32 protein-coding genes are annotated in these 24569 nt (G+C 35.9%); 9 read left to right on the top strand and 23 right to left on the bottom strand.

Features of this window, described 5'->3' with window-relative positions; all coding sequences use genetic code 11:
• Positions 1 to 151 precede the first annotated feature (151 nt).
• The 3 genes from FOT98_RS03720 to scpA all read right to left on the bottom strand — a co-directional run bounded on the left by FOT98_RS03720 (position 152) and on the right by scpA (position 2608).
• Positions 152 to 1054: a ComEC/Rec2 family competence protein gene (locus FOT98_RS03720; RefSeq protein WP_061679115.1), complete on the bottom strand. Its 903-nt coding sequence runs from the start codon at positions 1052 to 1054 to the stop codon at positions 152 to 154.
• 78 nt (positions 1055 to 1132) lie between these two features.
• On the bottom strand, positions 1133 to 1705 hold the full coding sequence (gene scpB, locus FOT98_RS03725; RefSeq protein WP_061679114.1) for a segregation/condensation protein ScpB: 573 nt from the start codon (positions 1703 to 1705) through the stop codon (positions 1133 to 1135).
• A gap of 159 nt (positions 1706 to 1864) precedes the next feature.
• Positions 1865 to 2608, bottom strand: coding sequence for a segregation/condensation protein A (scpA, locus tag FOT98_RS03735; RefSeq protein WP_061679113.1), 744 nt, complete (start codon positions 2606 to 2608; stop codon positions 1865 to 1867).
• Positions 2609 to 2777: 169 nt separating this feature from the next.
• Here scpA and FOT98_RS03740 point away from each other — a divergent pair, with 169 nt between their 5' ends.
• Entirely contained in the window at positions 2778 to 2873 is a 96-nt protein-coding gene (locus tag FOT98_RS03740; RefSeq protein ID WP_000510194.1) for a YjcZ family sporulation protein, read from the top strand.
• 97 nt (positions 2874 to 2970) lie between these two features.
• Positions 2971 to 3489 (top strand): DUF309 domain-containing protein, encoded by a 519-nt coding sequence (locus FOT98_RS03745; RefSeq protein WP_063260896.1) that lies wholly within the window; start codon positions 2971 to 2973, stop codon positions 3487 to 3489.
• A 20-nt stretch (positions 3490 to 3509) separates the two neighbouring features.
• Here the strand turns inward: FOT98_RS03745 and ribT are convergent, their stop codons facing one another.
• From ribT to FOT98_RS03760, 3 genes are all read right to left on the bottom strand, one after another.
• The gene (gene ribT, locus FOT98_RS03750; RefSeq protein WP_000908397.1) at positions 3510 to 3878 is read right to left on the bottom strand and encodes a GNAT family N-acetyltransferase RibT; all 369 of its coding nucleotides are present in this window, start codon (positions 3876 to 3878) and stop codon (positions 3510 to 3512) included.
• A gap of 67 nt (positions 3879 to 3945) precedes the next feature.
• The gene (locus FOT98_RS32850; protein ID WP_071721267.1) at positions 3946 to 4128 is read right to left on the bottom strand and encodes a hypothetical protein; all 183 of its coding nucleotides are present in this window, start codon (positions 4126 to 4128) and stop codon (positions 3946 to 3948) included.
• A 220-nt stretch (positions 4129 to 4348) separates the two neighbouring features.
• A complete protein-coding gene (locus FOT98_RS03760; RefSeq protein ID WP_000853785.1) occupies positions 4349 to 4786 on the bottom strand; it encodes a peptidylprolyl isomerase in 438 nt (145 codons plus the stop codon).
• Positions 4787 to 4973: 187 nt separating this feature from the next.
• Here FOT98_RS03760 and FOT98_RS03765 point away from each other — a divergent pair, with 187 nt between their 5' ends.
• Positions 4974 to 5840 carry a DUF1002 domain-containing protein gene (locus FOT98_RS03765; RefSeq protein ID WP_000850509.1) on the top strand — a complete coding sequence of 289 codons (867 nt, stop codon included), beginning with the start codon at positions 4974 to 4976 and terminating at the stop codon, positions 5838 to 5840.
• Between the two features lie 30 nt (positions 5841 to 5870).
• Here FOT98_RS03765 and FOT98_RS03770 read toward each other — a convergent pair whose 3' ends face one another.
• The 14 genes from FOT98_RS03770 to dacF form a co-directional block, all read right to left on the bottom strand.
• Positions 5871 to 6674, bottom strand: coding sequence for a Cof-type HAD-IIB family hydrolase (locus tag FOT98_RS03770; protein ID WP_063260895.1), 804 nt, complete (start codon positions 6672 to 6674; stop codon positions 5871 to 5873).
• A gap of 96 nt (positions 6675 to 6770) precedes the next feature.
• Positions 6771 to 8243 (bottom strand): spore germination protein SpoVAF, encoded by a 1473-nt coding sequence (gene spoVAF / locus FOT98_RS03775; protein ID WP_132131141.1) that lies wholly within the window; start codon positions 8241 to 8243, stop codon positions 6771 to 6773.
• On the bottom strand, positions 8230 to 8799 hold the full coding sequence (gene spoVAEA / locus FOT98_RS03780) for a stage V sporulation protein SpoVABEA (protein ID WP_061679109.1): 570 nt from the start codon (positions 8797 to 8799) through the stop codon (positions 8230 to 8232). Before spoVAEA ends, spoVAF begins: the two co-directional genes overlap by 14 nt.
• Positions 8800 to 8804: 5 nt before the next feature.
• On the bottom strand, positions 8805 to 9155 hold the full coding sequence (gene spoVAE, locus FOT98_RS03785) for a stage V sporulation protein AE (RefSeq protein WP_061679108.1): 351 nt from the start codon (positions 9153 to 9155) through the stop codon (positions 8805 to 8807).
• A 3-nt stretch (positions 9156 to 9158) separates the two neighbouring features.
• Complete coding sequence (spoVAD, locus tag FOT98_RS03790) at positions 9159 to 10175, bottom strand: stage V sporulation protein AD (RefSeq protein WP_063260893.1); 1017 nt, start codon at positions 10173 to 10175, stop codon at positions 9159 to 9161.
• A 13-nt stretch (positions 10176 to 10188) separates the two neighbouring features.
• Entirely contained in the window at positions 10189 to 10647 is a 459-nt protein-coding gene (gene spoVAC, locus FOT98_RS03795; RefSeq protein WP_061679106.1) for a stage V sporulation protein AC, read from the bottom strand.
• Positions 10648 to 10661: 14 nt separating this feature from the next.
• Complete coding sequence (gene spoVAB / locus FOT98_RS03800) at positions 10662 to 11078, bottom strand: stage V sporulation protein SpoVAB (protein ID WP_000572949.1); 417 nt, start codon at positions 11076 to 11078, stop codon at positions 10662 to 10664.
• Positions 11071 to 11691 carry a stage V sporulation protein SpoVAA gene (gene spoVAA / locus FOT98_RS03805; protein WP_063260892.1) on the bottom strand — a complete coding sequence of 207 codons (621 nt, stop codon included), beginning with the start codon at positions 11689 to 11691 and terminating at the stop codon, positions 11071 to 11073. The genes spoVAB and spoVAA overlap by 8 nt, the downstream gene beginning before the upstream one ends.
• A gap of 116 nt (positions 11692 to 11807) precedes the next feature.
• Positions 11808 to 11906 (bottom strand): methionine/alanine import family NSS transporter small subunit, encoded by a 99-nt coding sequence (locus FOT98_RS03810; RefSeq protein WP_000016829.1) that lies wholly within the window; start codon positions 11904 to 11906, stop codon positions 11808 to 11810.
• Entirely contained in the window at positions 11906 to 13432 is a 1527-nt protein-coding gene (locus FOT98_RS03815) for a sodium-dependent transporter (protein WP_061679103.1), read from the bottom strand. The genes FOT98_RS03810 and FOT98_RS03815 overlap by 1 nt, the downstream gene beginning before the upstream one ends.
• 139 nt (positions 13433 to 13571) lie before the next feature.
• Positions 13572 to 14330, bottom strand: a complete 759-nt coding sequence (gene sigF, locus FOT98_RS03820) for an RNA polymerase sporulation sigma factor SigF (protein ID WP_000350734.1) — start codon at positions 14328 to 14330, stop codon at positions 13572 to 13574.
• A gap of 12 nt (positions 14331 to 14342) precedes the next feature.
• Complete coding sequence (gene spoIIAB / locus FOT98_RS03825) at positions 14343 to 14783, bottom strand: anti-sigma F factor (protein WP_001243399.1); 441 nt, start codon at positions 14781 to 14783, stop codon at positions 14343 to 14345.
• On the bottom strand, positions 14784 to 15134 hold the full coding sequence (spoIIAA, locus tag FOT98_RS03830) for an anti-sigma F factor antagonist (RefSeq protein ID WP_000059133.1): 351 nt from the start codon (positions 15132 to 15134) through the stop codon (positions 14784 to 14786). It lies immediately after the preceding gene.
• A gap of 170 nt (positions 15135 to 15304) precedes the next feature.
• Positions 15305 to 16495, bottom strand: coding sequence for a serine-type D-Ala-D-Ala carboxypeptidase DacF (gene dacF, locus FOT98_RS03835; RefSeq protein ID WP_000831998.1), 1191 nt, complete (start codon positions 16493 to 16495; stop codon positions 15305 to 15307).
• Positions 16496 to 16661: 166 nt separating this feature from the next.
• Between dacF and FOT98_RS03845 the strand changes: the two genes are divergently transcribed.
• From FOT98_RS03845 to FOT98_RS03860, 4 genes are read left to right on the top strand one after another with little or no spacing between them, the layout of a single operon-like run.
• Positions 16662 to 17081 carry a GntR family transcriptional regulator gene (locus FOT98_RS03845; protein ID WP_063260891.1) on the top strand — a complete coding sequence of 140 codons (420 nt, stop codon included), beginning with the start codon at positions 16662 to 16664 and terminating at the stop codon, positions 17079 to 17081.
• Entirely contained in the window at positions 17047 to 17928 is an 882-nt protein-coding gene (locus FOT98_RS03850; RefSeq protein ID WP_063260890.1) for an ABC transporter ATP-binding protein, read from the top strand. The genes FOT98_RS03845 and FOT98_RS03850 overlap by 35 nt, the downstream gene beginning before the upstream one ends.
• Positions 17918 to 18982, top strand: coding sequence for an ABC transporter permease subunit (locus FOT98_RS03855; protein ID WP_063260889.1), 1065 nt, complete (start codon positions 17918 to 17920; stop codon positions 18980 to 18982). The genes FOT98_RS03850 and FOT98_RS03855 overlap by 11 nt, the downstream gene beginning before the upstream one ends.
• A 12-nt stretch (positions 18983 to 18994) precedes the next feature.
• A complete protein-coding gene (locus FOT98_RS03860) occupies positions 18995 to 20059 on the top strand; it encodes an ABC transporter permease subunit (RefSeq protein WP_063260888.1) in 1065 nt (354 codons plus the stop codon).
• Between the two features lie 24 nt (positions 20060 to 20083).
• Here the strand turns inward: FOT98_RS03860 and FOT98_RS03865 are convergent, their stop codons facing one another.
• Both FOT98_RS03865 and FOT98_RS03870 read right to left on the bottom strand, forming a co-directional pair.
• Positions 20084 to 20629: a hypothetical protein gene (locus FOT98_RS03865; protein ID WP_063260887.1), complete on the bottom strand. Its 546-nt coding sequence runs from the start codon at positions 20627 to 20629 to the stop codon at positions 20084 to 20086.
• Between the two features lie 102 nt (positions 20630 to 20731).
• Positions 20732 to 21151: a MarR family winged helix-turn-helix transcriptional regulator gene (locus FOT98_RS03870; protein ID WP_061679124.1), complete on the bottom strand. Its 420-nt coding sequence runs from the start codon at positions 21149 to 21151 to the stop codon at positions 20732 to 20734.
• 313 nt (positions 21152 to 21464) lie between these two features.
• Between FOT98_RS03870 and FOT98_RS03875 the strand changes: the two genes are divergently transcribed.
• Both FOT98_RS03875 and FOT98_RS03880 read left to right on the top strand, forming a co-directional pair.
• Positions 21465 to 22136 carry an SIMPL domain-containing protein gene (locus FOT98_RS03875; protein WP_063260886.1) on the top strand — a complete coding sequence of 224 codons (672 nt, stop codon included), beginning with the start codon at positions 21465 to 21467 and terminating at the stop codon, positions 22134 to 22136.
• A 134-nt stretch (positions 22137 to 22270) separates the two neighbouring features.
• The gene (locus tag FOT98_RS03880) at positions 22271 to 23560 is read left to right on the top strand and encodes an NCS2 family permease (protein WP_061679096.1); all 1290 of its coding nucleotides are present in this window, start codon (positions 22271 to 22273) and stop codon (positions 23558 to 23560) included.
• A gap of 35 nt (positions 23561 to 23595) precedes the next feature.
• Here the strand turns inward: FOT98_RS03880 and corA are convergent, their stop codons facing one another.
• Positions 23596 to 24558 carry a magnesium/cobalt transporter CorA gene (gene corA / locus FOT98_RS03885; RefSeq protein ID WP_061679123.1) on the bottom strand — a complete coding sequence of 321 codons (963 nt, stop codon included), beginning with the start codon at positions 24556 to 24558 and terminating at the stop codon, positions 23596 to 23598.
• Positions 24559 to 24569 lie beyond the last annotated feature (11 nt).

Genomic DNA, 24569 nt, shown 5'->3' on the forward strand with positions numbered 1-24569 from the left:
TTCCATCTTAATATATGCACGAGTAGTTGTCTAGACATTCGAATGAAATTTCCTTTTTGTTTAACAAAAAGGACACTTGCTGCGTCTCTCTCAATTATAATATATGTTATTCAGTTTTCTAAAAAGGGAGAATATCCTCGTATCCTATTACTCATTTAAGTAATGGCATTAATCCACTAGTGCCTATTGTAATATGCTCGCCGTCTGTTTCCATTTCTACTGTACGTTTATTTGTTCCATATATCATTATACCATGTCTGTTTAAGCGTCTCACTACACTTTGGTGCGGATGCCCATACGGATTTCTGCTTCCATATGAAAGAATTGCGAACTGTGGCTCTACTTTCTTAAGAAACATTTCGCTTGTTGAAGTATATGAGCCATGATGTCCCACCTTTAACACATCTGCATGTACATCAAATTGCTTTAATATTTCCGTTTCCGTCCGCACATCAGCGTCACCCATTAGTAAAAAATCCGCTTTTCCATATCGTACCTTTAACACAATTGAAGATTCATTATTTTCATCTTTTGATTTCCCATTGTTTAATACTTGTATGGAAACATGCGGATCTAGTGGTATGTATTGTCCCTCTTTTACTGAAACGAAAGGAATTCCTCTTTTTTTAATATGATTCCGGTATGTGTGATACGTAAAAGAACTATACGTTTTTCCACTATCTAATATAAGTGATACCGGCATTTGCTCTACAATCGGAATCAATCCTCCAATATGATCCATATCAGGATGCGTACTGACGATAGCATCTAAATGATTAATCCCTTTTTCGATTAGTTTTTGAATAATAACCTCACCAGCTTCATAAGGTCCTCCGTCAATTAACATCGTTTGTCCATTTGGCAATGTAATAAGTGTTGCATCACCTTGGCCAACTTTTAAAAAACTCACTTTCATTTTACCAAGATGTTGCCGCTGCGTATGTAAAGGAGACGTGGTATGAATAGACATCATATATCTTTTGGCCGATGTACTATTTAAAGAAAAGCATAACAAAACAGAAACTAACAATAAGATACTTCGCATACCTCTCATAACTCGTCTCCTTTTTTCAATTAGTATGGCACGGTATAAAATTGATATACAAAAAAAGCTTAGCAAAATGCTAAGCTTTTATTTCGATATCTCCTGTAAAGAACCAAAGAATAAATCTGCTTCATTCATTTGTTCATTCTCTTCAGAAAGTGCTGGTAAATCATCTAATGTTTTCAGTCCAAATGTATCTAAAAACTCTTTCGTTGTTCCATATAAAATAGGACGCCCGGGCCCTTCTGCTCTTCCCATTTCTTTTATAAGTAAGTGTGAAACTAACGTTTGTAACGCCTTATCGGTTTTTACGCCTCTAATCTCTTCCATTTCAGTCCTTGTAATGGGTTGACGATATGCCACAATCGCTAACGTTTCTAGAGCAGCCTGAGAGAGTGAAGCAGCTGTTGGGGTATCTATTAATTTTTGATAGTACGAAGCATGTTGTTTCTTTGTAGCAAAACGATATACTTTTGCATACTGTACAATTTGCAAGCCTCGGTGTACACCTTCACATTCCTGTTGCATTTCTTCTAAAATATCGATTACTTCATTTCCTTCAATTTCAAGGACTTTCGCTATTTGTTCTGGATAAATTCCTTCATCACCAGACACAAATAAAAGCCCTTCAATGATTGATTTCTGTTCTGCTCTATCCATTTTACGAGCTCCTTCCTCCTATTTTCTCCATAAAAATACACATCAAAAAACCGAATCACAATTCATGCGTTCGGTTCAATATTTTTTCTCTTGTTCCAAACGATACATTCAAACCTAGCATGAGATATAACTATTTCTATCTCATTTACCATACTAACTCTATGCAGATTTAGTAGAGCTTGATACGAAAATTTCATCAAAATTATGTTCTTGTTCAATTATAATTTGTTGATTTTTCATAAGCTCAAGAACCGCTAAAAATGTTACAACCATTATTTCCCGTTCATCATCAACAAACAAATCATAAAAACTTTGACGACCACCTTGTATTTCTAACTGCTTTAAAATATCAGTCATACGCTGTGAAATTGGTATTTCTTGACGAGTAATACGTGTTGTTACAGGTTTCTTTGCTTTTTTACGGCGCATTAATTTTTGAAATGCCGCTAGCATATCATATAACGTAACATCAAGAGGCAAGTTTGTCTCCTCTTCTTGTTGCAATGATGTAAAATCAATTGGCGGACGTGTATATAGCTGTGCTCTTTCTAGTTCTCTTTCTTTTAGTTCAGTAGCAACTTGCTTATATTTCTTATATTCAATTAACCTCTCCATCAATTCTTGACGAGGATCATCTATAAAGTCATCACCGTTATCAAGTACATCTTCTTCATGTTTCGGCAACAACATTTTACTTTTAATTTGTAATAAAGTCGCAGCCATTACTAAATACTCACTTGCAACATCTAATTGTAGTTCTTTCATCGTATGTACATAAGATAAATATTGCTCTGTAATTTCCGCTACAGGAATATTATATATGTCAATTTCATAACGATGTATTAAATGTAACAATAAATCTAAAGGCCCTTCAAAAGCCTCTACTTTAAAATTATACTGCACAAAGCATCCCACCACATTTTTTCTATAACATCATAAGTATAGAGCATACTCATGTTCTATCCAACCTTTTTAAGAAATTTAATTAAAAATAGACCGATGCCTATGTCATCATGCCCATCGCTTCATATGATAACAGTGTAGTAAGAACAATGTAGGAGGTCAAAAAACTATGGGTCACGTTGATTGCGGTTTTAGCGGTGGGTTCGCATTACTTGTTGTATTGTTTATTTTACTAATTATTGTAGGGGCAGCTTGCTTCTGCTAATATGAACAATAACGGCTAGGGACATTTCCCTAGTCGTTTATTGTTCATATTTCTATGATACACTTGTATTTATAACCGTTAAACAGGGGTGAAGAACATGTATCCTACCGAATACATACAATTTTTAATTCATTTTCACGGAGATTATGATTATTTTGAATGCCATGAAATACTGGAAGAATATTGGAAAGAAAAACCAAAAGGAGATCGCGATCATTATTTAGTTGGTCTCATTCAAATTGCAGTTTCTTTATACCATCAAAGACGCTCTAACTGGAATGGCGCAGAAAAAATGATGAAAAGCGCTATAACGATTTTAGAAAAAAACAGTGCACCTTTACTACGTTTAGGAATAAATGCCACACAACTCCCATTCTTACTCAAGGATAGATTGCAATCTATACAGAAAGAAGAAAATTTCACACCGTTATTTTTACCATTATCAGATACAACATTAGAAAAGCATTGCATGGAATTATGTCAGAAACAAAACCTCCCTTGGAAAGACGTGAATGCTTCTCCTAGTGAATATATAGTACATAAGCACACATTACGTGATCGAACAGAAGTCATTACTGAACGAAACGAGCAATTACAAAAAAGAAAGCAGAGATAATAAACTACTTATCTCTGCTTTCACGAATGTATATTTTGTTCAAGCCCTTTACACTTTTTGCAAAAACTTGCTGTTTGCTCATTTCCGCAAATTGTAAACTCAAGAAATTTGCTCTTTAACTCTTGTACCATCTTCGTCCCAATACCCATATGACGGTGAGATGGATTCACACTCAAATGCTGAATTTCCAAAACTTGATTCTCTTTTTTTACAATCCCCATTATCCCAACAAAATCTTCGTTTTGTTTCCACAAATACAATTGCCAATCATCTTTTGCTTCATAATCTTTCATAGTCAATTGTAATGTTTTCACATCTTTTTCCGTTGGCATAAATGAAAGAAGCCCCATTGCAATCTTTTCATAACTTTTTTTAAAACGAATTAACATAACCCTTATCCCTTCTTACAAAAGTTACAAACTATTAATCCCCTCAACCACTCTTTTCATATCACATTCATTTTACAATATTTTCAACAGAGTGAGAAGGGCTTAAAACAACTTGATAATCATACAAAGCGAAAAGAAGAAAGTCAAATATATGTTTCAGTACTATTTTTGCTAAGTAGATAGAAGGTGAAACGTTGTTATATGAAAGCGAAAAGATACAGCCACCACTCATTATCACTTCAATATTCATCACCTGAGAGCAAATGAATTCTAGCGAAATGAATGTAATAAAAAATATTTATTGAAACATGTAATCTAATGTATTCTATGTAATATGTTAAAATTTTGTTCTCATAAGCGCCATATTTTCACTACAATAACAGTACTACTTGTATCATGTACCGCAAACGAAATCCCCATTCCTATTAAAAAAACAAAAAAGAGAGCCATAGCTCTCTTTTCCCATTAACTTATTCTTCCCAAACTTTAACTTCTTTCATTACATCGCCTTGACGCATGTTTAATACTGTTTCAATACCGCTTGTTGCTTTACCGAATACAGTATGTACACCATCTAAATGTGGTTGTGGCTCATGAACAACAAAGAATTGGCTACCGCCAGTGTTACGGCCAGCGTGAGCCATAGAAAGTGATCCTACAAGGTGTCTATGAGGATTTCCATCAGTTTCACATGGGATAGAGTAACCTGGGCCACCTGCACCTGTTCCTGTTGGATCTCCACCTTGGCTTACGAAGCCAGGAATAACGCGGTGGAATGTCACACCATCATAAAATCCTTGCTCTGCTAGTTTTTTAAAGTTTTCTACTGTTTTTGGTGCCTCTTCTGGGAAAAATTCTAAATCGATTTTTTCACCATTTTCCATTAATATGTATCCTAAAGTTTTCATATGTATATGTCTCCTTTCAACTATCTCAGCACTATATTACCACATTCATGACTAGAAACAAAAAGAATCCGACAATCTACATACTTCTTTTTTGAAATGTGGTAAAAGCTAGGTGACAAATAAGAAATATATACTATAATAACTGTGTTGCCCGAAAATTTTAGAAAGAGAAAGGGAGCGATTTTTCGTGAAAACGAAATTACTAGCTCTGCTATTAGCTGTAACGGTATTTATGATGCCAACAGCTTCGTTTGCAGACATCATCGAAGGAGAATCAATTGTTACACTAGGAGAAAACTTGTCTGAACAACAAAAACAAGATCTGTTAAAAGAAATGAAAGCACCAAAAGATGCTACAATCATTACTGTGTCTAATGCGGAAGAACATAAATTTCTAGAAGGGATTGTTCCAAAAGCGCAAATTGGTACGAGAGCAATTTCCTCTTCTATGATTACATACACAAAGCCAGGATCTGGTCTCATTGTACGTTCAAAAAACATTAATTCAATAACAGATGCAATGTACACAAACGCACTTATTACAGCAGGTGTAAAAGATGCAGAAATTCAAATTACTGCACCATTTAAAGTTTCAGGAACTGCTGCTTTAACCGGTTTAATGAAAGCCTACGAAACAACATCGAACAAAGCAATTCCTGAGGAAGTAAAAAAAGTAGCCAATGAAGAAATGGTGCAAACAGCCCAGCTCGGCGATAAAATTGGTGAAGAAAAAGCAGTTCAACTTGTTGCAAAAATTAAAGAAGAAATTGCCAAAGAACAGCCAAAAACGACTGAAGATTTACGTTCATTAATTAAAAAAATTGCGGATCAACTTGGTATTACATTAACGGATGAACAGTTAGATAACTTAGTTGCGTTATTTGATAAAATGAAAAATCTTAATATCGATTGGAATCAAGTTGGCAGTCAGTTAAATAAAGCAAAAGAACACGTTTCTGCCTTTTTAGGATCTGAAGAAGGGCAAGGTTTCCTAGATAAAGTTAAAGATTTCTTCTCAAGTATCATTGATTTTGTTAAATCGTTATTCAAGTAAAAAGAAGCTCGCTAGTAGCGAGCTTCTTTTTTATACAAGTAACGGCAATTTCATAACAGCTTCTTCAACCGAACGAACAACATGATTTGCCTTCCCCTTCACATATGGATGAGCATGATGAAGAGTAAATGAATGCGGGGTTACTTCAAACATAGAAATATCATTGAAAGAATCTCCAATGCATGCAACTTCATTTGCTTCAATTTGTAAATGTTCCATTAATCGCCTTAAAGCACTTCCTTTACTTACTCCCCTTGGCATAATATCAACATAGCGTTTACCAGACATAAAAACTTCTGCTTCGCTCTGAAATGTATCTCGTAACTCTTGATCTAATGCTGCAATTGTCTCCTCTTCCCCAAAAACAAACAATTTCGCAGGATGTACAGTCTTACCAAATTCCTCTTCTAACGCTTCTATCTCAGCAATATGCACGCCCATATACGTTTCAAAATTATGATGATGTTCATTCTTTCTTTTTGTATACCGTTGCTCATTTGCACAAACAATATCTGCTAGTCCCTTTTTATGGATATATCGATATATTTCCTGGGCAATCCCATCTTCAAAACTTGATTCATGAAATATTTGTCCATCCGGCAGTAACATCGTCGCTCCATTTAAACTCGTTGTGTAATACGGGAATGCAAACCTATTTACAACTTCATCAATTCGATGAGTAAAGCGGCCAGAGGCAAAACAAATATTTGTCCCTTTTTCAGCTAACCAACTAATTGCACGTTCATCTTCTTTTTGCATATGATTCACATTGTAAACGAGCGTGTCATCTAAATCACTTACAAATAATTTAATCATGTCCTCTTCCCCTTCCATACACAATATCTACTCTAAGTGTACACAAAAAATGTTTGATTTTTGTTAAAAAACAATAGATTTTTGCTAAAAAAATAAACGGGTGTATAATCCCGTTTATTTTTGTCTTTTTACATTTTGAGGTCTTACGATACTTGGACGTACTTTTAAACTAGACATTGTTGGGCGGATTAGAATCTTCGTTAAAGCTCCCCAATCAAATGGCAGAAATGGCCATAAGTATGGTGTTTGTAAACTCTTTATCGATGTTAAAAATAAAAGCAATATCGTCATACCAATTACAAATCCCATCTCATGGAAGAGACCTGTCAAAATAATAACAAATAACTTTCCAACCTTATTTCCGAGTCCTAATTCATAACTCGGTGTTGCATATGCACCGATCATAGAAACTGCTACATATAAAATAACTTCTGGTACAAACAAACCTACATCGATTGCTATTTGACCAATTAATATAGCGGAAATTAATCCTGCTGCAGACGATAACGGCGTTGGAGTATGAATGGCTGCCATCCTTAAAAACTCAAGTCCGATTTCGGCCATCAACACTTGTAATAAAATCGGTAAATGCGTCATCTTATTCGGTCCAATGAAAGCAAGATTTGCTGGTAAAAGAGTTGGATCAAATACAAATACTAACCAAAATGGTAGTAAAAACAAGGAAAATAAGACACCTAAAAAGCGTACCCAGCGTAAAAATGTACCGACAGCCGGATTTTGTCTAAATTCTTCTGCATGCTGTAAATGGTGGAAATATGTTGTTGGAGTAATCATAGCACTTGGTGATGTATCAACTAGTACTAACACATGTCCTTCTAATATATGATTCGCCGCCACATCCGGTCTTTCTGTATACCGAATAAGTGGGAATGGATTATAGCTTTGCTTTACAACAAATTCTTCCACTGTTTTATCCGCCATCGTAATTCCATCTACATCGATGTTATTTAATTCTTGTTTTATAATCTTTACTAAATCTGGATTTGCAACATCTTGTACATATGTAATACAAATATCTGTTTGCGATCTATCTCCTACTCGAATCATTTCATTTCGAAGACGTGGATCACGTATCCTTCTACGGATTAACGCTGTATTTACAACAATATTTTCAACAAATCCATCCCTTGCACCACGTACTACCTTTTCTGTATCTGGTTCTGTCGGCGTTCGGCCCGGATAACTACGAACATCTATTGCAAACGCTTCTGTTTCACCTTCCACAAATATAATGATGAGTCCTGATAATACTTGGAGCATTACCTCATCCATCGTTTTCACTTTACTTACTTGTTGATGAATTAAACGATTCTCTAAAAGCTTCACTGTATCTTCTTCTACATCCCTTATTTCATTTGTATCCACCGCTTCTTCTAAAATAGGGATAATATAATTCGTATCACAAAGTCCATTTACAAATAACACACCAATTTCTTTATTTAAAATTTGAAATTTACGTATGCCAACATCATATGTAACCCCTAGTCCAACTGTTTGCTTTAAATAATTTTCATTATCGCTCAAAAAAGATGAAATAGGGATATCCACTTTTTTAGGCTTCGTCATAAAATCCACTCCTTTCCAAAATTAATTGAATTGCTTTTCTAGTAATAGGTGATCCTCTCTCCCATTCGTCATTTCCACACATCTTACCAATATCACCAACTCCAACAATGACAGGGACATTCAAATCATCTAAACAATAAATCGTATCTCCGCTAATCCTGCCAATTTCACCATCTGGAAGTCCAAATTTATCAACACCGTATTCGGTTAAATCCCCGTTTCGATCTACACTTACATCTACACGTGCCCATTCCCAATGATGTGTATTAGACGCTACTGCCAAAATCCCCAGTACATCAATTTGTTTATGTGTAGCTACATATTTTAAAGCTTTTTCACCAGATCCTTCTCCAATAAATCCACTGTCATCAAACATAACAAATACAGGGTCATATGGCGTTTGCATAATAAGCTCAACAACTTTCTTCCCTGTCAATTTGGTTGGATTACTTTGTGATGCTGAAATACACCTTCCCCCAAATTCCTTCGTTAAAAGCTCAATTGTTCGCTTTGCATATTCATCTCCATCTGTGACCAAAACAACCCTTCGTCTCATTTGATTTATCCTTTCGGTTTACATATAAGTGCTACAAAAAATGAAAATAATATCGCCGCCGAAATGCCTGCAGACGTTAAACTAAACATACCCATACCAATCCCTATATATCCGTGTTTTTCTGCCGCATGCATTGCCCCGTGTAATAGGGAATGTCCAAAACTTGTAATAGGAACTGTCGCCCCAGCACCTGCAAACTTTATAAGCTTATCGTACAATCCGAATCCATCTAAAGCTGCTCCTAGTACTACAAAGGTAGCCATTAAATGGGCTGGTGTTAACTTTGCAAAATCTAACAATACCTGTCCAATTACACAAATAGCGCCTCCTACAAGAAATGCATATATAAAATCCACAATTCACTCTCCCTTCACTCTCTCAAATACAACACCATGTGCAATTGTTGGAATGGTTTCTTTCTGTTGCATCATCATCGGGCTTAATAACGCACCAGTAGCAACAACAAAAATCCGTTGTAAATTCCCTTTTTGCATCTCACTTAATAAATGACCATATGTGACAACAGCTGAACAAGCACAACCACTACCACCAGCAAATACTTCTTCTTGATCGGAATTATAGATCATTAATCCGCAATCATTATATATATGCCCAAGATCATACCCTTCTTCCAGTAAAAGTTGTTTCGCAATTGGTGTCCCAATAGCTGATAAATCACCGGTAACAATCAAATCATAATCTGCTGCACTTCTCTTCAAATCTTCAAAATGTTGTTGAATTGTGTGAGCAGCAGCAGGTGCCATCGCTGATCCCATATCTAAAGGATTTGCAATCCCTAAATCTTGTACTTTTCCAATCGTAGCTGCCGTAATTTTAATGGCACTTTTTTCTTTACTAATTAATATGGATCCCGCACCTGTAACAGTACAATTTGCTGTTCCTGGTTTTTGTCCCCCATACTCTGTTGGATAACGGAACTGTCTTTCAGCCGTCGCATTATGACTACTTACTGTCGCTAAAACACGATTTGCGAATCCACCATCTATAAAGGCTGATCCAACCGCTAAAGTCTCCATCGAGGTTGCACAAGCACTAAACATCCCTAAAAAGGGAATCTCCCACTTACGCGCAACATAATTTGCTGTCACTGTTTGATTTAATAAATCACCCGCTAGAAAGAAATCAATTTGTGATGTTTTTACATTTCCTTTTTGCAAGACTTGTTGAATTGAATCTGACATTAATCTTCGTTCAGCAAGTTCCCAATTTTCCTCTCCGCAATGTAAATCATCGTATGAAATATCAAAATCCTTTCCAAGAGGGCCTTCAGCTTCTTTTGGACCGACAGCAGTACCGGTTGCATTCACATAAATATCATTTTGAAATACCCACGTTTGTTTTCCGGTCAACCTCATACTAGCCCCTCCTTTAAGACATAAAAATGTTAAAAGTATATCTTATTAACCCAATAACGTATGCACCAACGACTCCAAAAACGATAACACTTCCCGCTAGCTTAAACATATTTGTAGCAACCCCAAGCACAATTCCTTCACTCTTATGTTCTAGCGCAGCGCTCGCCATAGAATTCGCAAATCCCGTAACAGGTACTGCTGATCCCGCTCCAGCAAATTGACCGATTTTATCATATACACCACAACCTGTTAAAATCGCCGATAACAATACAAGCGTTGCAACTGTCGGATTTCCTGCCTCTTGTTCACTGAAATGAAAATAATGTATATAAAATTTCATCAATACTTCTCCGACAGTACAAATGAGTCCACCTACAAGAAATGCCTTAACACAATTTATGAAATAATTTGGTTTCGGATGGTACTCCTTCACTTTATTTATGTAATCATCCTTTAGTTTTCGCCCTGTCATTTATATATTGCCTCCTACTTTACGAAATAAATCCAGTGAAACAACGAGCCTATTACTTTCCCGAGTACAAGAGCAACGAGTAAAACAACAATTTTCCCTTCTACCCCTACTCGTTTCGCTAAAATAGGTAAAACATTTAACACTTCTGTTAATGCGGCTGCAAGCATTCCAACGAATGTGCCACAAAATATTCCTAATATAACAAGCCAATATTGTGACGTTTGAAATGTAATGTTTTTCAAACTACACCAAGCCCCTGTTAACGTACCTGCAATAACTGCCCACTCAAAATATTGAATGTGCTTTCCACTTCTCGTTAATTGAGCTAGACGAGGGATTATACCAAGTACAGCTAAAAATGCGACATATCCGCTACCTACTGCAATCCCTCCCGCTAAACCAATTAAAATAACAAGCCCAGACTCAATCATCGGCAAGTTGTTTCATATTATCCTTGTTTTCATGAACAATTACATATTGGTCAAGCGACTGCTGATACTGGAACATCTCCACTTCTAACGGACTCGGCTCTTCATTAATTCGCTTTTGAAATACATGATTAAAAAATAAGACCATACCTAACCCAAGACCTAATGAATAAGGAATTTGAAATAAAAGTGGTTGTGCCTTAAATTCTCCCGTAATCATGTAATATAGGCGCTGGTGCACTTGTTGCATGCTTACATCTTCATGAAAATAAATGATCGCAAGGGCTGCTCCAATGAAAAGTAACAACCATACAAGTCCGAAGAAAATTGGATGTACTTTCTTTTTTTCATATATAATTTCAACAAGAGTTTGTCCAGAACCGAGTAAATTAATTTGTATATGAGCTGCTTTTTTCCTAATAATCTCAATTATTTTCATCACATCAATTACGACATGCGTCTTATCATGAGCTGTTATTTTGTAAACTACCTCATCCTGTAGCGACTGAACTACCAAAGCATCTCCCGCAAGTTGAGCAACATCACCCAGCTTCACTTCATACGTAGGAGAAACTTTTAATCGATTACGCATTTTAATATAAATTGTTTGTTCCAATTTCCATTCACCTCTTCACTCTTCCTCGTAGTTGTAGTATGGTTATTGAATTTTTTTCTAATACAATTTTTTCATAAAAAAACATCTGTACCATTTCGGTACAGATGTTTTTTAGTTTATGCCTTTTTCTTAAATAAATTTGCAATACTTAATGCGAGTCCTCCCCAAATGACTACCATACCAATAACCATCATCATAATCGCTGATCCACTCATTATGAAACACCCCGATCTTTCCATTCTTTTTCAAGCTTAGCAGAATCTGAATGTATTTGTGCATTCCATTTCTTCAGACTAATGATTAGCGCAATGATAAGGAACGCTGCTGCAATTGACCAACCATATGTTACGACAAACTCCGTTGGATAATCTCCATAGTTCTTTTTAATATTTTGGATTGTACCATCAATTAACATGTACCCTAACATAAGCGGGGTAATAACGAGTAAACTCACTCTCCAAAACGTCCCTAACTTAATATCAGATACGAAGTTTGCGTGATTTTGATAAACTGGTAAACGGCGTAAAATGAGTCCTATCGTAACTACTTCCGCTAATGCAATTGAAATTAATCCGAAGTTATTAGCGAAATAATCAACAACATCTAGGAACATAAGCCCGCCACGTGTTGCAAAAACAAGAGAAACTAGCACGAGGAGCGTCCCCATAATTCCAATTGTTTTTTGGCGGCTTAAGCTGAACTTTTCAGATACGGCAGCAAAACATACTTCCGCAAGCGAAATGAGGGATGTAATTCCGGCAACCGTTAATGATAAGAAAAATAATACGCCAAATAACGGTGACATCGGTAATTCATTAATAATTTGCGGGAATACTACGAATGCAAGTCCTACACCAGCACTCGCTACTTTATCAACTGGTACTCCCATATTGTTTGCCATAAATCCAAGAGCTGCAAAGACCCCAATCCCTGCTAATAATTCAAATCCTGAGTTTGCAAAACCAGTAATAAAGGCATTATTTGTTGTATCTGAGTTTTTCGGTAAATAACTAGAATACGTAATCATAATTCCAAATGCTAAAGATAAACTAAAGAAAATTTGACCATAAGCAGCAAGCCATACCTTTCCATCAAAAATACGACTCCAATCTGGCTTGAAAAATGCATCTAATCCTTGCATCGCACCTTCCATCGTCACTGCACGAACTACGATAATAAGGAACATAACTACTAGTAAAGGGATGAAAATACGGTTAACTACTTCAATTCCTTTTTTAACTCCTTTGAATGCAACACCAAGCACAATAATCCAAACGAGAGCTAATGGAATTAATACTTCCGGCACAAGCCCCCCAAACTGCCCTGGCTTATCTGCAACATGTAAGTACTCTTTAAATAAAAATGATTGCGTGTCTTTCCCCCATGCTCCAGTAATTGCAAAGTACGTATATGAAATAGACCAAGCAATAATTACTGCATAATATGTTGAAACGATAAACGTTACACACATTTGCCACCATCCAATGAATTCAGCACGCCTATGAATACGGAAGAACGTAAGTGGCGCTGAACCACGGTGACGATGCCCAAGAGCAAATTCAAACGCCAATAATGAAATACCAGTCGTTAATAGTGCGAATAAGTACGGTAAAAAGAATGCGCCTCCTCCATTTTCATACGCTGTATAAGGAAAACGCCATATGTTTCCTAATCCAACGGCAGAGCCGACCGCTGCGAAAATAAATCCAGCCCTCGTTCCCCATTGTTGCCTCGTTTCCATATTTCCTTCCCCCTTTGTGACAAGTTCATAATTGGATTATATTTTAAATTTACTAAATTATCAATAAATTCTGTAAACTTTTACGAAAGTTTACCAATCTACTCCTATTTAAAGCCATAAAAAAAGATCGAATAGATAGCTATTCATCTATTCGATCTTTCATCTGTTTTAATATTTTCTTTTCGAGTCTTGAAACTTGTACTTGCGAAATACCTATTCGCTCCGCTACTTCAGATTGCGTTTGGTCTTTATAGTAGCGCAAATACACAATTAAACGTTCTCGCTCATCTAATTCTCTAATTGCTTCTTTTAAAGCAATTTTATCAAACCATTTCGTTTCAGATTGATCTGCAATTTGATCTAAAATAGTAATTGGGTCCCCGTCGTTTTCATACACCGTTTCATGTATAGATGAAGGAGCTCGACTCGCTTCTTGCGCCAGAACCACTTCCTCTGGCGTTAGTTCTAACGCTTCTGCTACTTCATTAATCGTTGGGGCCCTTCCGAATTCTTTCGAAAGCTCGTCTCTCATCTTTCGAATTTTATTTCCTGTTTCTTTTAAAGATCTACTTACTTTCACCGATCCATCATCACGTAAAAATCGTTGTATTTCTCCAATAATCATTGGAACTGCATATGTTGAAAATTTCACGTCGAAAGATAAATCAAATTTATCTACCGATTTTAAGAGCCCAATACATCCAATTTGAAATAAATCGTCTGGTTCGTATCCTCGATTAAGAAAACGCTGCACAACCGACCATACGAGACGCATATTACTTTGAACGATTGTATCTCTCGCTTGTTGATCTCCATCTTGACTTTGTTGAATTAACGCTTTTAGCTCGTGGTCCTTTAACTGAGGTTTCTTCTTCTCATTTTTGACCTCTATGTCCATAGGCTATTCTCCTTAATTGCATAGAGCGTTACTATTTGATAAGTATTTTGTCAAATGGATTGTTGTCCCGAAAGATTCGTTTGAAATAACTTCTACTTCATCCATAAAATTTTCCATGATAGTAAATCCCATTCCGGAACGCTCTAATTCAGGTTTAGTTGTAAAAAGGGGTTGTCTTGCTTCATCTAAATCAAAGATGCCAATCCCTTCATCTCGAATCGTGAGTTTCACCATTGCTTCTTCCAAAATTACAGAAATATAAACAACACCTTCTGCATTTCCTTCGTACCCATGAATAATTGCATTTGTAACTGCTTCTGACACAACTGTTTTAATCTCCGTAAGTTCTTCCATCGTTGGGTCTAGTTGCGCAATGAAAGCAGCTACTGTAACGCGAGCGAACGATTCATTTTGACTTAATGCTGAAAATTGAAGGTTCATTTCATTTCTCATTTATGCCACCCCCAACGTCGCGAGCGCATGCGCTTCACTTTCTTCTAAGCGAACAATTTTAAATAAGCCCGACATTTCAAATAAACGTTTAACAGGTGGTGAAATTGCACAAACAACCATTTCTCCACCTAATCCCTTTACATGCTTATATCGGCCTAATATAACACCTAAACCAGAACTATCCATAAACGATAAGTTCTCTAGGCTCAAAACAATATGATGAACACCATGTGTCTCAATCATATCTGTTACTTTCGTTCGCAACTCTTCAGCAGTATGATGATCTAATTCACCCGCTAGTCTCACACATAGGACGTCACGTTTTACTTCTAATTGCATGGAAAGACTCACACGATTTCCTCCTTATGCTCAAACTTTACTCATTTACATACATAAAGATTTTCGTGATTCAACATAAGAATCCTTCCTACCGACAAAAGAAGAACTATTTCGCCATAAAGTGAAACCATTCAGCAATTATTTACTTTCATACGAATAGAAAAGCGGCAAAATGTTTGCCGCTATTTTGATGTTGAAAACATCCCAAAACTTCTTTTAAATAACTCCCACCAGCTCGCTGCAGCAACATCTTCTTTTGCTACAATTGTTTGTTTTAATAAAACATCTTTGTCTTTTTTAATAACAAGTGTACCAAGTGCATCGCCCTTTTTAATCGGCGCTTTCACTTTCTTTTCAGCAATTACTTCTTGCTTTACTTTGTCCATATTTTCGCCCTTCTTCATAAGAAGAGACACATTGTCAGACGCAACTAAATCTACTTTTTCTTTTTTCCCTTTTCCTACTTGGACAGTCTTAATTTTTTCGCCTCGTGTATACAATTTCTTTGTCATATATTGACCAAATGCATAGTCAAGAAGCTTCGTTACTTGATTGTTCCGTTCTTTCGATGTAGGTGCACCCATAACAACTGAAATAACACGCATCCCATTCTTTTCAGCCGATGCTGTTAAACAATATTTTGCTTCTGTCGTAAAGCCCGTTTTCACGCCATCTACTCCAGGATAAAAACGTACTAACTTATTCGTATTCACGAGCCAAAACTTCTTATCCGTATCTTCACGTAAATAGTCTTCATATTTACCTGTGTATTTGCGAATAAGTGGGTACTTCATTAATTCTCTCGCCATTATAGCCATATCATTTGCTGTAGAATAATGGTCTTTAGCCGGAAGACCTGTTGGGTTTTGAAAATGAGTGTTTTTCAATCCTAAATCTTTCGCTTTTTTGTTCATCATATTTACAAAACCTTCTTCTGAACCAGCGATATGCTCCGCTACTGCAACAGATGCATCATTTCCAGATGCAATGGCAATACCCTTTAGCATTTCATTTACAGTCATCTCTTCCCCAGGCTCTAAAAAGATTTGTGATCCACCCATTGAAGCTGCATGCTCACTTGCTCTAACTTTATCGGTCAGTTTTAGTTTTCCTTTTTCAACTTGTTCCATAATTAATAGCATTGTCATAATCTTCGTCATACTAGCAGGTGGTAACTTCTCATTTGGATTTTTATCAAACAAAACTTTACCTGTATCTTGTTCAATTACAATTGCTGACGACGCTTGTTCCGCTAACTTCGGTGTTGTTTCTTCTGTTTTCTCCTGCTTCGTTTTCTCAGATTGTGCGAAACTAACTGAAGTACCAGAAAGCAATAACATGAAACAAACAAGTATTCCAAAAACTCGCTTCATGACTAACCCTCCATTCTATATCAGACCTATTTTTTCCAATTCCTCATTTTTTAATACCATATTTTTCTAACATTTTCAGTTGACAAATACATTCATCGCCTATATTGTATTAAGTGTATTACATGAAGTAGTACACTTAATACAAGTCAGAAAGGAGACATTGCTCTTGCATATTCAACTTGATCCAAGAAGCAACACTCCGATATGGGAACAAATTGTTCAAAATATAAAAGAACTCGTATTAAAGAACATGTTAGCTCCAAGTGACAAACTACCTTCTGTACGCGAACTCGCTTCTTTACTCGTTATAAATCCAAATACAGTAAGTAAAGCGTACCAAGAGTTAGAGCGACAAGGGATTATTGAAACATTACGAGGAAAAGGAACATTTGTATCCCAATCGATTACCCCAACATTAGACGAAAGGAAAATCGCTATGGTTGAAAAGCAATTTCATCAATTACTATTAGAAGCCTCTTATCTTGGTGTTACGAAAGATAAAATTCATGATTGGATAGATTCATACTATAAAGAGATTGGAGGAAATGCGGATGCTGAAAGTGACGAACGTGAAGAAAACAATTGATAATCAAACGATTTTAGATGATGTTTCTTTCACATTACAAAGAGGAAGTATCATCGGATTACTCGGAAGAAACGGCGCAGGGAAAACAACTTTATTACGAACGATGGTCGGCATTTTAGACCCTGATGCAGGGACTGTTACATATGAAGATACAAACATTCATCAGTGTCCTGAAATAAAGCAAAAAATCGTATATGTTCCGGATTCTACTAACATATTGAACGGATATACGGTAAAAGAAATTGTAAAGTTTTACAAGCAAGTTTATACCGCATTTGATGAAGCATATTTCTATGAACTGTTAGAACGTTTTAACTTACCAAACAAACGAATTCGTAGTTATTCAAAAGGAATGAAAGCACTGCTTGCCATCATTTTAGCCGTTTCTACAAAGGCAGAATATATCATTTTAGATGAACCGACAAACGGACTTGACCCTATTGTGAAAAGGCAAATTTTACAGTTTCTCGTTGGAGAAGTTGCAGAAAAAGAGATTACCATTTTTATCTCAACCCACCATTTAGATGAAGTGGAACAAATTGCAGATACAATTATTATATTAAAAGGCCATACTATCTCGTCTATTACATCACTAGACGATGCCAAATCACGATTTGCAAAAATACAAGTAGCTTATGAGCGGTCATTACCTCAAAAACTAGAAAACTTAAGCAATATTAAAATATTAAATCAAACAGGAAAAGTATTTACAATCTTAATTGAGGGAAATGTAGCTACAACACTGGAGAAGTTTTATAAAGAACAACCTATACTCATTGAAGAATTAACAATGTCACTTGAAGATGTCTTCGTTACGACACTGGAGGAGGATGGGTATGTTTCATAAGGCGTTGTGGATGTGGAATTGGAAACGCGGGAAATATGCTGTGTTACTATTCTTCTTTAGTTCGCTTTATCTTTTATCTTTCGAATACTATAGAAGTGCTCAGATGGAACTCGATAAATATTACGAATTACAAGAAAAAGGGAAACAGTATTATTATTTTTATACCTTTACTTCAGGAGAAGGTAATAGTTTTTGGTTAACTCTTCTTATCATTGCTTTAGCTTGCTTATTGATAGGTTGGGAACGTAGTAACCAATCTAATACACTACTTATGACGATGCCGTTTAAAAGAAAAGATGTTTTCTTATCGAAATGGGCTTTCGGTTCCTTTTGTATTGTAAGCTCATTACTTGTAAATTGGATTCTTATGTATGTTATTTATAGAACAACTATTCATTTTGATTATCAATCATTTAGTCCGTTTCATCGATACTTTCTTTATGCAATTGTTTCTTATGTTGCAGTATATACAGCTGCACTATGCATCGGTACTTTTACTGGAAGCGTTGTTTCGCAGGTTGTTTTTTGTATTCCGTGGTTACTAGCAGGGGTTACATTTATTACATTACTATACACTTTTACAACAAACCATTTATACGCTGCAAATATTAAAAATGAAAACTTATATCGACAACTTTATGAAATCAATCAAAAAACAAATACAGCTGCACCAATTAATCATTTTTCTATCAATTATTACTATGATCCGGAATCCCGTAAGATTGAGAACAATCCAACTGCTTTAAGAGATCCAGCATCTCATATATATTATTCAGCCAAATCAATGTTAGTCCCGATTTTTTATACAATATTTTACTTACTACTTGGAACATATTTATATACACGATCGCCAAATGAAAACACTCAGAAGATATTTATGTTCCAAAAGAGTTTACGAATATGGATATGGGGCTCAACCATTTACTTTGCATTACTAGGCGGCTATAAAATAAACCATTTTAATTTCTTACCTATTTACTATATCGGTTTGTTTCTAACTGGAATTATTACTTATGTTATATTATCACGCCTAACAAATTATAAAGTTTTTTAAAGGAGAGATCCTATGTTTCAAAAAGCACTATGGCTAAGAACGTATCACCAAAGTAAATATGTTGTATGGTTATTTTGGCTCGTCAGCTTCTATACTTTGTCATATAACTACTACATGACTTCTATTCAAGAGCAACAATTTCTAAATGACAATAAAAAGTGGCACTATATATATCATTACTCCTTTGATTTTACACTACTAGATCCTGTCATGATGTTAGGTAGTGTACTTATCGTGCTAGCTTGTACGTTAATTGGATGGGAAAGACAAGATAACTCTAGCGACTTGCTATGGTCTATGCCCTTTAAACGTTCGCACCTCTATATAACAAAGTGGTTGTTTGGAATCTGTAATATCGCCGCTGTTGTCGTTCTAAACTGGGGACTATTTGCTATTATGAAAAAGTTAACTTTTCATAATAAATATCAAGTATTCTCCCCCTTTCATAGTTACTTTATATACATGTTAATTGTATTAATTGCTATTTATACACTTGCCTTATGTATAGGAACAATCGCTGGAAATGTGATATCGCAAGGATTTCTTACTGCAGCTATATTAATCTTCCCAGCGTTACTTCCATCTCTAATATCAGGAGTCATTGCTGTTCACTCGAATGCCGACTTTCATGAGAACAATGGCATTATACATGATGTTATGGAAAACATACGTATTTCTAGTCCAGCAGAAGATTTTCATATTCGCTTTGATTACAATCCTCAAAATGCTTATACTGATGAAGCTGGAGTACGTCATAATGAACCAAACTTTACAAAGATTCCACCAGCAAAAACATTGCTTGGCCCTATCGCACATATCATTATTTTATTACCACTCGGTATATATTTATATGCCCGTTCAGTCAATGAGCGAAATGGTAACTACTTATTATATCCAAAACTACAAAAAGTAGTTTTAGCTTGTGCGATTTTCTTTGGCGGGATCGTTGGAGGTTTAATGCTAAGTCGAGCGCACTCATTGTCCAGCTTTTACATCGGATTTTTAGTAACTAGTTTCATTACGTATTTCCTCCTACCTAAAATATTAAAATGGAAAGTCTCTTGGAATTTTAAATAAAATAACCTCCTCTCGATGAGGAGGTTATTTCACATTCTCTCTTCTTTTCCCATACTCTTTTTCTTGCTTCGTTCCAAATCCATCACCATTTGCCACGATTTGATCTGTTGGAGCAACTATGCTCTCAGCAATTCGCCATTCCCCCCCTTGTTGAATAAACACTTGCATAAAATAATTCATTCCATTTAACTGATACGGATTTTCTTTTTTCACTTCATAACGAGCTGCAACATAATATACTTGCACATTCTCAGCCTCAAACTTAGAAATATATTGTGATAATCTCGGGATGTACTGCGATGCTTTTTGAAGTGGCAGTTGTTTTACTTTTACAAGAGAAGACTTTGTTACATTACTGATCGTGTCTTCATGCCGAATGTTATCACTATGATGAAATAAAATAGCATTCTGCATTGAACGAATCCATAGTTTTGAATATAAAACAGGTTGCTTATTTGAAATATGTTGTAATTCTTTTTGAACGACTTGAAGAGGCGTTGCGGCATCCGCGAATTGATAAAAGCAGAAAAAACTTCCAATCATAATAAGAAGCATAGAAAAATGTTTCATAATTTTTCACTCCGATTCTTTTTAATTAAAGTATTGGAGTTTCAAAATGTTTTTATTCAAAAGAAAAAGGATAGGAAAGCTTTCGCTTCCTATCCTCATTTATTATAATACGCGGCCAAATAGCTCTAATACCATTTCTATTTCTTGGTCGCTCCAACCTTTAAATCTATCTTTATAATATTCTTTACGCACAGCTTCAAGTTTTTCAGTTACTTCTCTTCCGTGTTCTGTAATTTCTAAGTACACGATACGACGGTCTGAATTTGAACGCTTTCTTTCTACAAACCCTTTTCGTACGAGACGATCAGTAACAGCTGTAATATGACTGGAGGTTACGTTTACTTCACTCGCAATTTGCGAAGCCATCTGTGGACTGTTTAAAAATAACGCGCGTAATACAGAAAATTCGTTGTATGGCATATGTTCTGCAAAACGTGTATTAATATCATTTTGTAATAAACGTATCATCTTTCGAAATGATCCGGATAATTCTAAAATCAGTGTTTCTCTTTTTTCGTTCACTAGCCTCGTCCCTTTTTTATCATATTTACACATATTATAATCTATAAATACCCTCGTTGTATATGCTTTCTTTCTGTAACATTCCCATTTATGTAACTTTTTCATACAAATTTCTTTTTTGTTCACACATATACATATAAAGTGAAACTTTAATCAGTGGGGGTTTTGTTCATCCCCTACTGATTATTAGTTGAACCAATCGGGCTTTTACAAGCAGTTGATCCCCCAACCTAACCTCTTTGCTTCCGCTGAATTTTAAGGTGGGGGGCTTACTGCCCGCAAATAGCGGGATAAATAAGGATGGTGATGGAAAATGCAAGGTGGAATGAACCCTTATTTACACAATGTACGTACAGCTAATACTGGAAAAGAAGCTACCATTACAGTGCAAGGTGAAGGTGTTGTAAAAGCAAAACCAAATGTTGTTATATTAACGATTGGTATTCGTACAGATCATAAAAATGTAAAGCAGGCACAAGAAGAGAATGCAGTGCAATCACAACAATTATTAGATGCACTAAAACAACTAGGTATTGCCGACAAAAATATAGAAACCATTTCATATACGATTACGCCCCAGTACGAATATGTAAATGATAAAGCATTACTACAAGGATACCGTGTGGAACATTTGTATGAAATTACCGTTTTAAATGTACAAAAAGCAGGGGAAGTATATGATATAGCCGTTTCAAATGGAGCAAACTTAGCAAAAGGTTTACGTTTTCGAATATCTCACCCAAATAAATATTATGAGCAAGCTCTCATTCAAGCTCTGCAACAAGCGGTAGAAAAAGCTCGTGCTATTGCGAGTACATACAATTTAAACATTAATCCTGTTCCCCTCTCATTCGTTGAAGAATCTGTCCAATTACCACGGGAAGTGACGTCCTTTGCTACTTTACATGCGCAAGCAGCTCCGCCCATTCAATCGGGAGAATTAGAAATCATTTCAACAATACGGGCGATTTTTACGTATTTATAAATAATTTCATTTATAAGTAAACGTTATCATTTTCCTTGTTGTAAAAACATGATGTTCTGATATAATAAAGGACGGTGAGCTCTTACAAAAGAGATATCACGGGTGGGAGAGGGATATGAAAAAGAAGGTTTAACATGAAAGGAATACTTGAAAGAACATTTAAATTAGGTTTACACGAAACATCACCAAAACAAGAAGTTTTAGCTGGAGTTACGTCATTCTTCACGATCGTATATATTATGATTGTAAATGCATCAATTTTATCCGATGCTGGCATTCCTCTTGAAGCTGGAATTTTAGCAACTGTTTTCAGTTCATTTGTCGGATGTCTGCTCATGGCATTTTGGGCAAATGCACCTGCTATTCTTGTCCCTGGTATGGGTGTAAATGCATTCTTCACGTACACTGCTGTGCATACGCTTGGATTAACTTGGCAGGAAGCATTAGCGGCTGTCTTCATCTCTGGTATTATTTTTGCAATTGCTGCGTTTACACCAATCGCTCGCGTGCTTTCAGTATCGATTCCAAAGTCATTAAAGGAAGCTATTACTGTCGGCATCGGATTATTTTTAGCATTTATCGGATTGCAAAAAGGTGGTTTAGTCGTTTCGAATCCAAATACTGCTGTTGCAATGGGTAAATTAAGTAGCCCTGTCGTTCTTGCGACAATACTTACTCTTATCATTGCACTTGTACTATTTATTCGTAACGTACGTGGAAGCTTTTTATGGACGATTGCAATAGGAACTGGTATTGCATGGCTATTTGGTCTTGTTGATACAAGTCAAATCGGAAATAGTTCATTCTCATTCGCGAGTTACGGCGATGTGTTTGGAGCTATGTCATTTGGCAAACTTTCTTCCTTACCGTTTTGGATTGCAACATTCTCCTTAAGCATGGTGCTTATTTTTGAGAACATGGGACTTCTGCACGGTTTATTAGAAGATGACCGTAAATTCCCACGTGCTTACCAAGCCAATGCAATTTCAGCAATGACATGTGGTCTATTTGGCACAAGCCCTACCGTATCAACAGTAGAGAGTGCCGCAGGTATTACTGCAGGCGGAAAGACAGGTCTGACGTCTATCGTTACAGGGTTGTTATTCTTTGCATCATTGTTTGCACTTCCGTTTGTCAAACTAATTCCTGATAGTGCCATTGCACCAATCTTAATTATTATTGGCGGCCTGATGATTACAAGCATTCAGCAAATTCCTCTGAACGATTTTTCAGAAGGATTTCCAGCGTTCTTAATTATCGTCATGATCCCGCTCACATATAGTATCGCTGATGGCATTGCGTTCGGATTTATTGCTTATCCTATCTTAAAAGTTGCTCTTGGAAAGCGTAAAGAAGTCGCACCGTCTATGTATATCGTTACATGCTTATTCTTAGCCATGTTTATATTACATGCTATTGGTTAAGTAAAAAACACCGAGGAATTTTCCTCGGTGTTTTTTTACTTAAACCATCCTTTTTTATAAAACCAAGCCATCATGCCACCGCCAATTAGTGCCATTAGAAGTAGACAAACAAAATAACTATATTGTCCACCAAGCTCTGGCATATGCGTAAAGTTCATTCCGTATACTCCCGCAATAAATGTTAATGGCATGAAAATAGTCGAGAATACAGTTAATGTTTTCATAATGTTATTCATATGATGTGAGTTTAATGAAAAATAGCTATCTCGAATATCTGCCGTTAACTCCCGGCTTGCCTCAATCATTTCTGTCAGTTTCAGTAAATGATCATGTATATCTTTAAAGTAAATTTCATGATCACTTATACCGTAAAAACGAGTCGAATTTAAAATACGATACAATAAATCACGCATCGGAATGATTGTACGTCTTAGTTTCGATAAATCTGCACGTATATCAAATACTTCTTCTAGTACACTTCCTGCTGTCTCACCCGTTAAATTATCATCAATGGCATTTAAATGATCCTCAATGTAATATACAGGCGCAAAATAGTCGTCCACAATTTGGTCGATAATGGTATGCGCTACGTGTAAAGGACTATTTTTAATACGCTTCTTTTCTCCAAGTGTTTTCCATACTCTTTCGATTGCATTATTATGAGAAAAGTGGAAAGAAACAATATAACGATCACTTATAAATAAATCAATCTCGTGCGGTTCTAATCCATCCTCACCAAATGCATGAAGAACTAAAAAGTTATATCCATCATAAAAATCAACTTTTGGCCTCTGTACATATTCTATACAGTCTTCAATCGCAAGAGGATGGAATTTAAAATGATCTTGTAAAATGTATGTATACTCTTCTTTCGTTGGCTTATATAAATCTAGCCAATACCATACAATATGGTCTTTCTTTGTTTCCTCTAGCGAAACATCATATAATACTTCATTTGTTTTTGTTATTGCACAAATTCTAATCATAATTTCACCCATTATTATTATAA

The sequence above is a fragment of the Bacillus sp. HY001 genome (assembly GCF_007558965.1).
Taxonomy (GTDB): domain Bacteria; phylum Bacillota; class Bacilli; order Bacillales; family Bacillaceae_G; genus Bacillus_A; species Bacillus_A mobilis.